Annotated in this window: 7 protein-coding genes and 1 pseudogene; 7 read left to right on the top strand and 1 reads right to left on the bottom strand. The window is 34.2% G+C overall.

What is annotated here, in order from left to right; genetic code table 11:
* Window positions 1–801 precede the first annotated feature (801 nt).
* Window positions 802–2428: pseudogene (locus ACP6PM_RS06085) on the top strand (IS1634 family transposase).
* A gap of 43 nt (window positions 2429–2471) precedes the next feature.
* On the opposite strand, the gene ACP6PM_RS06080 reads toward ACP6PM_RS06085, so the two are convergent.
* The gene (locus tag ACP6PM_RS06080) at window positions 2472–2702 is read right to left on the bottom strand and encodes a hypothetical protein (RefSeq protein ID WP_426582791.1); all 231 of its coding nucleotides are present in this window, start codon (window positions 2700–2702) and stop codon (window positions 2472–2474) included.
* Between the two features lie 549 nt (window positions 2703–3251).
* Between ACP6PM_RS06080 and ACP6PM_RS06075 the strand changes: the two genes are divergently transcribed.
* The 6 genes from ACP6PM_RS06075 to ACP6PM_RS06050 all read left to right on the top strand — a co-directional run.
* Complete coding sequence (locus ACP6PM_RS06075) at window positions 3252–3872, top strand: DUF6391 domain-containing protein (protein WP_426582789.1); 621 nt, start codon at window positions 3252–3254, stop codon at window positions 3870–3872.
* An 89-nt stretch (window positions 3873–3961) separates the two neighbouring features.
* Window positions 3962–4186 carry a photosystem I reaction center subunit IV gene (locus ACP6PM_RS06070; RefSeq protein WP_426582787.1) on the top strand — a complete coding sequence of 75 codons (225 nt, stop codon included), beginning with the start codon at window positions 3962–3964 and terminating at the stop codon, window positions 4184–4186.
* Window positions 4187–4353: 167 nt separating this feature from the next.
* Entirely contained in the window at window positions 4354–5259 is a 906-nt protein-coding gene (locus tag ACP6PM_RS06065; protein ID WP_426582785.1) for a DNA-formamidopyrimidine glycosylase, read from the top strand.
* Window positions 5260–5412: 153 nt separating this feature from the next.
* On the top strand, window positions 5413–5631 hold the full coding sequence (gene ndhO, locus ACP6PM_RS06060) for an NAD(P)H-quinone oxidoreductase subunit O (protein ID WP_426582783.1): 219 nt from the start codon (window positions 5413–5415) through the stop codon (window positions 5629–5631).
* Window positions 5632–6686: 1055 nt separating this feature from the next.
* Window positions 6687–7181 carry a hypothetical protein gene (locus ACP6PM_RS06055; RefSeq protein ID WP_426582781.1) on the top strand — a complete coding sequence of 165 codons (495 nt, stop codon included), beginning with the start codon at window positions 6687–6689 and terminating at the stop codon, window positions 7179–7181.
* A gap of 2210 nt (window positions 7182–9391) precedes the next feature.
* The coding region (locus tag ACP6PM_RS06050; protein WP_426582779.1) for a hydantoinase/oxoprolinase family protein at window positions 9392–12218 on the top strand (2827 nt) is incomplete at its 3' end.

Below are 12218 nucleotides of genomic sequence, written 5' to 3'. Positions count from 1 at the left end.
TTGAGGCTAGGTCTGTTAGAAGTGCAGGGTTTTTGAGACAGACAAAGGCGATAATTATGACACTTTGTTTAAGAAAAAGAGCTATAAGTCTTTTGGTGGTAATGTTTTTTGACTTATTCAGTCAGGTCTAATTCTAACTCATAAAGTTGGATAAATGTCTATGATATTCATAATTTGGAGCCATTTATCAAAATAGAATTTGAGTAAAATAGCAAAGGTAATTTTATGATATAATTATAAAATTATTTCCGATAAAATACTCAGTTAATTGACTATTTATTTTAATTTTTCTAGGAATATTTAAAAAAGCGGTTAGCAGTCAGCAAGATTATTTTTAATCAGTTATTAAGGGGATTTCAACCCCGACTCAACAATCCTGCCTATGCGGGGTTGCAGGAGATTTTAACCAGAGCTGCTAAAAGCTGAAGACCGAAGTTACGACCCAGGAAGCTAGCTAAATGCTAAAAGCTGACAGCTAGTTAAATCAATACCGATCCTAAATCACTGGTAAAAATCCAAAAGTCTAGATAACAATTATCTAAGTTTTACTTCTGTTTCCCATTCCTTCTTACCGAATAATTAAGGTCTAAAGTCTCTCTTTTTCAGGATAAAAAAAGAAAAAAATCATTTTGCTCAATCCTCTTCTTTTAACCCACATTCCGCACTTCAATTTGTATTACAATAGTTTACAGAAAACTTGTCTATTTAATTAAGTAGAATTACTTATGGTGTTTAGTGACTTCAAGTGAGATCATAAAGCAGATGATTGCGTTGTTATTTAGTATAAAAAAATGTCAGTAGATGGAAGAAATAACAGTTAAAAATCTCGACCATTTAGGAATAGTGGCAGGACTAATTGATGAAATAGGAATAGTGGAAATAATTAACCACAAATTAGGAGTAGATAATCGAGAAAAAATCACTGCCGGACAAGTAATAAAAGCTTGAATTCAAGGGCGGATTAGGAATGGTATCACGTCCTCTATATTTGTTTAGTCAATTCTTTGAAGATAAGGCTGTAGAAAAATTATTAGGAACAGATATCTCAGGTGAATATTTAAACGATGATAAAATCGGTAGAGTCATGGATGATATTTATAAATTAGGGTTAACAAATTTATTTATAGAAATAGGATTATTAGTTATCAAAAAGTTTAACATTGAAACATTTAGATGCTCACTTAGATTCAACATCATTTCATCTACATGGAAAATATCATCATATTGAAACGACTGAAAACCATCAAAAATCTACAAAATTTAGTCAGGAAAGACCTATATTAATTACATGCATGATACTCTCGCGACCATCGACCAGACTTAAAACAATGTGTACTAGATTTAGTTGTCAGTAGTGATAGTGGAATACCATTATTTATGAGGAAAGAGTAACGGGAATGAATCAGATAAAGCAGTATTTGGTGCAATTTTAACCGAGGTAAAAAAACAAATAAAACTAGATAGTATTATGGTTTGTGATAGTGCCTTATATAGCCAAGAGAATCTGAAATTAATCTCAAATTTAAAATGGTAGACTCGAGTCCCTATGACTTTAAAAAAAGCCAAAGAAGTAATTGAATTAGACCTTGAAGAAGTAAAAATTCCCCCGAAAACAGACCCAGAAATTACAGAAATAACTAGAGTGCTTCTTGAAATTGGATATAAATGGTTGGAGCAAAAGGTCACTTATGCTGGAGTCAATCAAAGATGGTTAATTGTTGAAAGTGCAGAGCGAAAAAAAAGCGATATCGAGAAGTTAGAGTCGAAAATTGAACAAGAAAAAAAGACGGCATTAAAGTTAGCAAAAAAATTAGAAACAACTGGATTTGATCTAATTACCCAGGCTCAAAATTACTTAAAATCCACCAACAAAAAACTGAAATTATGGAATGTGGAATCTTTAGAAATTAAGGAAAAAATTTTGAATAAACAGTCTATAGTCTATCATTATCAAATAGAAATTAAACCAAGAGCCTCAGAGATTATTGAAGAACTTTAGTAGCTGGCAAATTTATTTTAGCTACAAATATTGAGTCATCTTCAGAAATAAGAGATGCTGAAATACTCTGGAACTATAAAAACCAACAGAGTTGTGAAAGGGGCTTCAGATTCCTCAAAGACCCACAATTCTTTGCCGATAGTTTTTTTGTGGAAAAACCACAAAGAGTAGAAACAATACTGTTTGTTATGTCACTGTGTTTATTAGTATATAACCTCGGCCAAAGAGAGCTGAGAAATACTTTGAAAAAAACCAATAATGGAGTGAAAAACCAGTTAGGAAAGCTGACAAATACTCCGACATTAAGATGGATATTTCAATGCTTTCGCTCTTGTGCATTTGTTAACAATAAATCAATGGCCAAAAGTTGTTAATCTCACAGAAGAAAGGAGCTTAATTTTAGAGTTTTTACCAAAAAATAAGGTCTAAAGCCTCCCCTTTTAAGGGGATGAAAAAAATCAATTTCTGTATTTCAAGCCTCTGGGTTTAGCCAAAGGTACTGATAACTGATAACTGATAACTGATAACTGATAACTGAAATGACCCTCCTCTTGTCAAAAATATTATCTGTGATGCGCTTCAGATCGGCGATCGCACTATCTACTACACGAAAATTGATTGATGATAGGGGAGTGTAGTTGCTCCTGTGTTTTCTGCTCTCAACACAACTTCCTGGTTCACCAACAATAGTCCTGCCACTCACTTTTTTATGTTCTGTCTATTAATTTGTTGGCTAAAATTCTGATGATGATTCATGTATCTCTTTGTGCTACATTATGAAGTGCGGAATGTGGGTTTTAAGGAAAGGAGAGTTCATTAATGGATAATTACCTCTCCCTTTTAGGGAGAGGATTGACCAACGCCGAAAAAATTTATTTCTCAAGGGGAGATTGGATATGGCGAGGTCTCCTCGCCATCCCATCCTGACGGAATGCTCCGCAAACGACCGCTTTTTCCCCTTGAAAGGGGAGGCTTTTAACCTAAACTGTTTAATTATTTAATTATTAATTATTGAACTATTCACTTTTGTCAGAATATTTTTGGCAAAATTCTAATGGAACTATAATAGGACTGCTCCGCAAACGACCGCTTTTTCCCCTTGAAAGGGGAGGCTTTTAACCTAAACTGTTTAATTATTTAATTATTAATTATTGAACTATTCACTTTTGTCAGAATATTTTTGGCAAAATTCTAATGGAACTATAATAGGACTGCTATAGAAATAGACAATTTTCAAGAAGAAAAAAATAACATGACAACAAATACCTCTACTTCATATGTAAATGATTGGTTTCCCTTTAACTTTTCCCCCCATCCTACACAAGATAGGGATTTTATCAAGCAACTAGAATTTTTTCCTGGTTTAAAAGATATATTGACAATTAGACAAGTTCATGCTTTAGAACACGCTACAGTTTGGGTACTGAGTGAATTAGCCAACTCAGGAACTGCGACAGCTTCTAATGAATCAATTGGAGGGATGTCCACACCACAAGGATTTTATCTGTACGGTGCAGTAAACCCATATCAATTAAATCAAGCAGTAGAAACAGCACTACAGAGAATTACCTCTGGAGAATGGAATTTAGCAGTACATCCTAGATGTGGCACAAACTTATCAGTGGCAATGACTCTCACTGCTGGATTTACTCTAGGTATAAATATGCTTTTACCCCGAAAACCAATCGAGCAACTTTTAGGTCTTGGTATTGCAGCTACGGCAGCTATACAACTAGCACCAGAGCTGGGTAGTTTAGCCCAAAAATATCTCACAACTGCTATTCCTTTTAACCTGAGAGTGATCGATATTTCTGTTACTCAAGATTTGTGGGGTCGTCCTGCCCATTTTGTTCAAATATCCTGGCTAAATTAATTGCAACAAAACTTAAAAAATGATCGGGCTTAAAAGATATAGGATGAGATGACAGTTTTACCATACTTAATTTAAAGGAAAAAAAATTCATGGTTCAACGTGGTTCTAAAGTTCGGATTTTACGCAAAGAATCCTATTGGTATCAGGAAGTTGGTACAGTTGCTTCTGTTGACAAAAGCGGCATTAAGTATCCAGTTATTGTTCGCTTTGATAAAGTAAATTATACTGGTTTCAGTGGTAGTGCATCTGGTGTTAACACAAACAACTTTGGCATGAATGAAGTTGTAGAGGTAGAAGCGCCGAAAGGTAAATAATTAGGCTCAAACTGTTCTTGGAACCTAAAGCTATAGAAAAAGCTCAGTTTAGCAATTTAAATTAAACAAACAAAAATAGGCAAAAACTGTCTCAGATAAATGCTTAACTATAAAAAATTATCTACACTATCTATATAATCAGAAAGCTGTAGGAAATAGTTACCACTGTGCCAGAACTGCCGGAAGTAGAAATAGTAAAACGAGGTCTAAATCAACTGACTCTCAATAAACAAATATTGGGTGGGGAAGTGTTGCTAGAACGCACAGTTGCTCACCCTGTTTCTGTTGGTGATTTTTTAGGTGAACTGCAGGGAAAAGCGATCGCCCAATGGCATCGACGAGGCAAATATTTACTTGCCCAACTCTACAAATGGGATCGAGAAACCCCAGAACTTAGCAAGGTCAAACAAAACCAGGATGGTTGGTTAGGAGTACATCTGCGAATGACAGGCCAACTCCTATGGGTAAAGCCAGAAGAAAGACTACACAAACACACGCGAGTTAGATTATTTTTTAATCATCAATCAACAGAGGACAAAAAAAATCCCACCCATGAATTAAGATTTGTAGATCAACGTACCTTTGGCCAGATGTGGAGAATAGCACCAGCAACAGAAATATCCCACATCATTACTGGTCTGAAACAACTAGGTCCAGAACCATTTTCCCCAGAATTTTCTCTCGAATACCTGAGCAAACAACTACAAAAAAGGCACAGACCAATTAAAACAGCTCTTTTAGACCAAAGAACCATCGCCGGGTTAGGCAATATCTACGCTGATGAAGCCTTATTCCTAAGTGGTATTAGACCCACAACTTTGTGCAAAGATTTAACTGAAGGCCAAGTAGAACAATTACATCTAGCTATTCTCAAAGTTTTGGCAACTTCTATAGATGCAGGTGGTACAACTTTCAGCAACTTTCTAAATGTTCAGGGAGTTAATGGTAACTATGGCGGTGTAGCTTGGGTTTATAATCGTGCCGGTCAACCATGTCGAATTTGTGATACATCTTTGGCCAAAATTAAACTAGCGGGGCGGTCTACCCATTTTTGTCCTCAATGTCAAAAATAATGAAGAAGGAAGAATGTTAATTAAAGAATGTTAATTAACTGTTGTTTGTTTACTCACAAAGAAGAAGTTATTTGCCTACGCCAAATCAGAGTATGATTTTTTCATTTGCTATAGAATTTAATTACAGATAAAGACAAGAAATGGAAATCATATATGGCAGACATTAAAAAAGGTAGTTTAGTTCGTGTTGTCCGAGAAAAACTAGAAAATAGTTTAGAAGCTAAAGCAAGTGACAATAGGTTCCCTCCTTACATATTTGAAAGTAAGGGAGAAATTGTAGATACTAGGGGAGATTATGCTTTTGTCAAATTTGGCAAAGTACCTACTCCGAATATCTGGTTGCGACTAGACCAGTTAGAAGAATTTGAGTAAAATTTTCCATAGACTTTAAGAATATATCAAAAGCAGGGGTCTTATTTTTAATCAGAAATTAAAACTGTAGACTCCTGCTAACTTTATGTGAAGTTCTTCGACGACTTAGATAACTTATAGAAAATCTCAAAAATTTTTCTACATTTTCTTGAGCGGGATATTGGGGGAGTGTGGAAATAGGGAAACAGTCAAAATTAGGAATAATAAAATAAACTTATTGTGCTATTGCCAGAATTGTTGAAAGAATTCGTAATGGTGGGGCTGAAATTGTCAAGTTGATGAAAACAGGTAGTACCTATTATCTATGGACTAGAAACATCTACAAGTGCATACAAGTGTAATAGTAGAGTCAATATTCAGAAATCAAAATCAATCTATCTGTGCACTAGTGGTCTGTCAAACTTATTTTGATGGGTGATGAATTCTTAAAAGTCTTGATTGATAAGCTTTTCAATTTTGAAATACCCATCAATTCAAACTTGACAGACCACTAGAAACATCTACAAGTGTAATAGTAGAGTCGATATTCAGAAATCAAAATCAATTTTTACCTTGTAGTACCTATCTTCAAGGGCAATATGGTTTGGAAAATATTTTTTTAGCAGTTCCCTATTTGTTAAGGAAGTGAGGGAGTTGGAAAAGTGTTATGTAGAAGCAGGTTATATAATATATGTTTATAATTCTATCCATACTTCAATATTCAATCTCCCCACCTCCTCATCTCCCCATCTGTCCCAACTATATAATAAATATTCAACCGGATTTGATATAAGAGATAGACTTGACAGATGTAGAAGATTCTGCATTGATTAATTGTGAACAGGATATGCGTCAAAGTATAGAGATGGCACAGAAAATATTGAATATTTAGGTTTGTCTCTCTACAAGCATTTCTGATTTTCAAATTAAGAGTTATTAGAGTCTTTCCTCATAGTTCAATTTTAATTTGAAATTGGTTAATCATTTAACTGGTCGTGGGCAGGTTTAATCAACAAAAAGATGAGTCTACCCAATGGCGTTTATTAATGATTTCATACATATAAGGAAATCTGGAGATGTCAACAGAAAATCATAGTTTAGAAACAGAAACAAATATTAATTTAGGGCATGATAATGAAAATATTGGAGAAGAAAGTGTTGAGGATATAAATAAAACTCGTCTACTACTTACTTTATGGGATTTAGGAGGAGAAGGAGAAACAGCTATAGGAGTAAAAAAAAGTGAATTAACTACTAGAGTTAAACGTAAAAAATACGGTAAAAAAATAGGTAAATATCAAGGAGTATATGAGGAATTAGAAAAATTAGGAGCAATTAGAATTGAGATAAAAAATAGAGCAGTATTGGTTTTTATTACAGATATAGGTAAGCAAATTTTGGGAAAGGGTTTACAAAATCCTGATTTTAATTTTGAAGGAACTGTCGTAGCAACAAGATTAGCAAATACACTTTTGAGATGGATACGAGAAATGGGTAATCAGAGAAATCTGGAAATAGATATAGAAGCAATGGCAATTTCTGAAGGTACTTTACATGAAGGGGAATTATGATCAATTTATATAGCAATTTTAAAATTGGTGAGATACACAAGTTTGGGATTTTAGAGAATAAAGAATAGGGAAAAGAAAAAAATACTGTATCTCATTAATATAAGAACTGCTATAGAAGCACTATTATAATTACCTTTGCCAAATTAATTTAACATTTCCTAGAGATAGAGAATAGGGAAAATGAAGTTGGGAAAAGAAAATCTACCTAAGTAATATATATACAAATAATTTTACCTAATTACTTAAGATAACTAGACAGTGGAAAGTTCTTGAAATAACTTTGCTAGCTAAGGCTTTCAGGAATCTCAAGGTTAGAAGCTCTCCATTCAGACTTGTAGGAGCTCTAAGCCTTTTCTAGTAATACTTTCAAATCTTAAAAGCCAATCTTTAGAAGAACTTTTTACTCTCCAGTCAGATAATCATAAAACATATAATTAATTTTGCTTGACTACCAATCAATTGAATAAAACAATTTTACAACACTTGATTTTTGACCGAATAGATAACAATATATAGCCGTCGCCAAGGCTGCTAGGACATTCCCCGATCCATTTCTCCGTAACAATGCACTTAATACAGCAGTTTCCGAAGCTATGAGGTACAGTTGTTTTTATTATTTTCTATTTCCTATTCCCTATTCCCTGTTCCCAGTTAAGTGTTCCCTCAAACCTAAAATTTTGTACCTCATAACAACGGGAAGCGCTGTAATTCTTACCCAGACATGAATTTTACCGAAAAATGAAGCTTTAAAGCCTCTCCTTATCAAGGAGAAAAAAATTTCTTTTTTTCTTTTTAACCTTACCTCTTCTTTTTAAGAAGAGGTAATTATTAATTAGGGCTTGCTGATTAAATATAAAAGCATTTACAGATCGAAAGTTTGAGAAACTAATGGTCTGAAAAAAGTACCAGCTTTTGTGTTAATAAAGCTGAAAAATTAAGCATTTTGCACTAACGCGAAGCAGAAAATTTAAGTGGCTATGATGAACGACTACCTCTTGTACAACTCCCTGCTCCTCCTAATTCTTAACTACTCCCTACTCCCTCCGACCTACCTCAACAAAAAGACTTTTGAGCCCAAACCCTAATTATTAATTATTAATTATTAATTATTGAATGACAGCTATTATCTTTTATTAATGGGACTTAAACAACTGGAGAGTACAAAGTTCTTCTAAAAAACGATTTGCTTATCTGACTGAAAGTCTTACTGGAAAGGGCTTACAGCACCTACAGGTATGAATGGATAGTTTCTAAGCTTGAGTTGCTGAAAGCCTTAGCTAGCAATAGTTATTCAAAGAACTTCGCACTGTCTAGTTAAACAAAATAGAAGCAAAAAATAGGCTCAAATATAGACCCAGAGGCTTTTACCTCAAAAAAGGATAAATCCTTAATCAGTAAGTGTTCTAGCCATTTTTAGGTCATAGATGTAATTCCGTTGTCTAGACTGACTTTAACCCATTTTTTCTCCCAGAAAATGTCTAAGTACCATTAAGTGCAACTTCGTTGCGCAATAGTTAAATTAATTATCAAGCTGGAATAGGGGGATCGCTACTCAAGGTATTTTATCTAAAATCTAAAAACTGTTGCGCAATAGTTAAATTAATTATCAATCAAAATGAAGTTAAGCTATTTCACTGGAACAATGCAGTTATAGCTGTTTCGGGTTTATTGAGGTAACTTTAGTAAATAGGGAAGAGAGATTAGTCTTCAACTGTACCTCACCATCCATGCCCATTGCCGTAAATAATTCTTAGCCAGACCTGAATTTTACTGACAGCTATTATCTTTTATTACAGCAGTTTTGGAGTTAATGAGTTACACAATTTTAGGACTTGGCGTTGGTGAATCAAGCTATGAAACCTAAATTTGGCAAAATATCAAATGCTTTTCAGTTAATCGTTAGGCAATCGCTATTAAATAACAATCATAGCCAAAATCTCCAACTCCTAGGACTTTAGGGAACAGGGAATAGAAATTAGTATCAAACTATATCTTACCATCAGTGCGAATTTCTGTAAGTGCAACTTCATGGAGAAATATTATGACTTCTGACTTGAGCTATATCACTGTCTTTTGACAAATTGCACTTGGTATGTATAGATAATCATAAAAAGTAGAATAAAATTATCAGAGATAATTTAGTATAGCTATAACTATTAACATCTCTTACTAAAAAAACTATAATTATTATTCCTAAAATTAATATGAATATGACTAATACATCTATTACTAATAAGCATTGGCAATTTTGGATAGACCGTGGCGGCACATTCACAGACATAGTTGCTAAAGCTCCTGACGGTAAAATTATTATTCATAAATTATTATCAGAAAATCCAGACCGCTATTCTGATGCACCAGTACAAGGTATTCGAGAAATATTAGGAATTTCTCAAAATGAACCTATACCTTCAACACAAATAGAAGTCATTAAAATGGGTACAACTGTTGCTACAAATGCTTTATTGGAAAGAAAAGGTGATCGCACAGTTTTAGTTATTACTAAAGGTTTTAAAGATGCTCTAAGAATTGGTTATCAAAAGCGACCAAATATTTTTGCTAGAGAAATTATTTTACCGGAAATGTTGTATGAAAAAGTTATTGAAGTTGAAGAACGTTATACAGCGAAAGGTGAAGAAATAATCCAACTTCAAACAACGGAATTAATTTCTCAACTGGAAACAGCATATAAGGAAGGAATTAGAAGTTGTGCTATTGTATTAATGCACGGTTATCGCTACCCGAAACACGAACAACAAATTCAAGAAATTGCTCAAGAAATCGGATTTACTCAAATATCTGTTTCCCACGAAGTTAGTCCTTTAATGAAATTAGTTAGTCGGGGAGATACTACTGTAGTTGATGCTTATTTATCACCTATTTTACGGCGATATGTTAATCAAGTTAGTAACTCTTTAGACTTCTTTGATAAGTCGGGAACAGAGGAGATATCTCCAGAGCAAAATTCCACCGAGTCTATTTTTGAAAAAGAAGAAATAGAAGGTGAAGTGGGAGAAGGAACAGATAATCAAACAGATTTAACTTTAACTTTTCAAAAAGGTCTTTTAAATAGTCGCGATATTTCAGAAAGACAGCTAGTTAAATTAATGTTTATGCAGTCGAACGGCGGTTTAACAGATGCTCAAAAATTCCAAGGCAAAGATAGTATTTTATCCGGACCTGCTGGTGGAATTGTTGGAGCAGTTCAAACAAGTAAAATGGCAGGTTTTCATAAAATAATTAGCTTCGATATGGGTGGTACTTCTACCGACGTTGCTCATTACGCCGGAGCTGCAGATAAAACAATAGAATATGAACGAGAATTTGAAACAGAAATTGCTGGAGTAAGGTTACGAATTCCCATTATGTCGATACATACTGTGGCTGCTGGTGGAGGTTCAATTTTATTTTTTGATGGTGCCCGTTATCGTGTCGGACCTGAATCTGCTGGAGCAAATCCCGGACCTGCTGCTTATGGAAAAGGCGGACCTTTAACAGTCACAGATTGTAATGTAATGGTGGGAAAAATACAGCCAGAATTTTTTCCTAAAGTCTTTGGTCAGGAGGGAAATTTACCTTTAAATTTGGAGATTGTTAGAGAAAAGTTTACTCAGTTAGCAGCAGAAATAGGTAATGGTAAAAAACCGGAAGAAGTGGCAAGTGGATATTTAGCTATTGCTGTAGAAAAAATGGCAAATGCAATTAAAAAAATCTCTCTACAAAAAGGTTATGATATTTCGGAATATACTCTTTGTTGTTTTGGTGGAGCGGGAGGACAACACGCTTGTTTAATTGCTGATGCTTTGGGCATGAAAAAAATATTTATTCATCCTTACGCCGGAGTTTTATCAGCTTATGGCATGGGATTAGCAGATATTCGAGTGATGAAAGAAAAGGCGGTTGAAAAAATACTAACTCCAGAATTATTGCCAGAGTTAAATCAAATTTTTACCAAGCTAAAAACTGAAGCAAAACAAGAGTTACTAACAGAAAGCTCTTCCTCCAAAAATCCAGATTTAGAATCTACTTCTTACCATTCTGTATTATCCAAAGTTCACCTCAAATATCAAGGAAGTGACTCAACATTAATTATAGACTTTGCCGAAAATATCTCCACAATAAAAGCTGAATTTGAAACAGCTCATCAACAAAGATATGGATTTGTCATGGCGGAAAAATCCTTAATAGTTGAAGCAGTTTCTCTAGAACTTATTCAGCAAATGGAAACTCCTGAAGAAATAGAAAAATCTCCCACCAAAAAATCTCCTACAACTCCAGTTACAACAACACAAATCTACACAGCCGGAAAATGGCATGATACTCCTATTTATCTCCGAGAAAATTTACAACCAGGAGACAAAATTAATAGTCCTGCCTTAATAATTGAAAAAACCGGAACCAATATTATCGAACCTGGATGGCAAGCAGAATTAAATACCAAAAATTACCTAATTTTAACCCGCACCAAAACCTCAGAAACTAAAACAGAATTAACCCGCAAATCTCAAAACAAGATTCCAACTTCAGCAGACCCTGTAATGCTAGAAATATTTAATAACCTATTTCGAGCGATCGCCGAACAAATGGGAATTACATTACAAAACACTAGCTCTTCAGTAAATATCAAAGAAAGACTAGATTTTTCCTGCGCTATCTTTGACAAAGACGGTCAATTAGTTGCCAATGCTCCTCACATTCCCATACATTTAGGTTCCATGAGCGAAAGTGTTAATGCTGTAATTTCTGAAAAAGGCGATACCCTCAAACCAGGAGATGTTTATGTTTTAAATAATCCCTACAATGGCGGCACTCATCTGCCAGACATAACAGTCATTACTCCCGTATTTCCAACTCTACAAAAACCAAAAGATTCTTCTGTCATTGCAAAGCAGGATTTGCAAAACAAGAACAATAATATTTTTCCTGAAACTAATTCCACTGATGAAACCTTATCCAATACAAATATTGGTTTAGGGGATAAGTCTATTACTCAAAAGTGGAAATCGGCAAATCTTCCTGCCAATGAAAATTTGATTT

Source organism: Dapis brunnea BLCC-M229 (assembly GCF_050015995.1).
GTDB lineage: Bacteria > Cyanobacteriota > Cyanobacteriia > Cyanobacteriales > Microcoleaceae > Trichodesmium.
Note: the sequence above shows the minus strand (reverse complement) of the source record. Positions and strands in the feature narration are given on the sequence as shown.

What these genes read in the sequence shown, in the direction of transcription:
- ACP6PM_RS06070 (WP_426582787.1), top strand. Translation starts at nt 3,962, where the DNA reads ATGGTTCAACGTGGTTCTAAAGTTCGGATTTTACGCAAAGAATCCTAT.
- ACP6PM_RS06075 (WP_426582789.1), top strand. Translation starts at nt 3,252, where the DNA reads ATGACAACAAATACCTCTACTTCATATGTAAATGATTGGTTTCCCTTT.
- ACP6PM_RS06055 (WP_426582781.1), top strand. Translation starts at nt 6,687, where the DNA reads ATGTCAACAGAAAATCATAGTTTAGAAACAGAAACAAATATTAATTTA.
- ndhO (WP_426582783.1), top strand. Translation starts at nt 5,413, where the DNA reads ATGGCAGACATTAAAAAAGGTAGTTTAGTTCGTGTTGTCCGAGAAAAA.